The organism is Roseibacillus ishigakijimensis (assembly GCF_016595415.1).
Lineage (GTDB): Bacteria > Verrucomicrobiota > Verrucomicrobiia > Verrucomicrobiales > Akkermansiaceae > Roseibacillus > Roseibacillus ishigakijimensis.
This window is the reverse complement of record NZ_JAENIO010000151.1, coordinates 1-455: the sequence shown is the minus strand read 5'-3', so window position 1 is coordinate 455 and position 455 is coordinate 1. Positions and strand designations below refer to the sequence as shown.

At 62.2% G+C, this 455-nt stretch carries 1 protein-coding gene; it reads left to right on the top strand.

Features of this window, described 5'->3' with window-relative positions:
- A partial coding sequence (locus JIN78_RS16970; protein WP_200393184.1) for a PD-(D/E)XK nuclease family protein occupies window positions 1–455 on the top strand: 455 nt, incomplete at both ends.

The window sequence follows — 455 nt, the reverse complement described above, 5'->3', positions numbered from 1 at the left end:
CGGGGGCAACCGAAGGAGGGCGGCGTGATGCTGGCCTTCCCGGAACACATCAGCCCCTCGGCGGCGAAGTCGTATCTGAGCTGCTCGCTTCGCTTTTACTTCGAGCGGGTGGCCGACATCAAAAAGCCGACCTCGGTCGCGCTGCACTTGGGCAAGTCCATTCATGCTGCGTTGCAGGCCTTTCATCTGGCTCGCTGGCGGGGTGAGGATGACTCTCCGGAGTTTGTGGCCGAGGCTTTCGAGAAGGCGTTCCTGCAGTTGGAGCGTGACGAAGGCCCGGTGAACTTCGGCGAACCGAACAAGCGGGAGAAGGCAATCGGCGACGGCTTGCGAGTCGTCGCCGCCTATCTCGCTTCGCCTGAGGCCCTGAAGGAAAAGCCGCGTGCGGTGGAGGTCTTCTTGAAAGAGGAGATCCCGGGGCTTTCGGTTCCGTTGACGGGAGCGATGGATCTGGT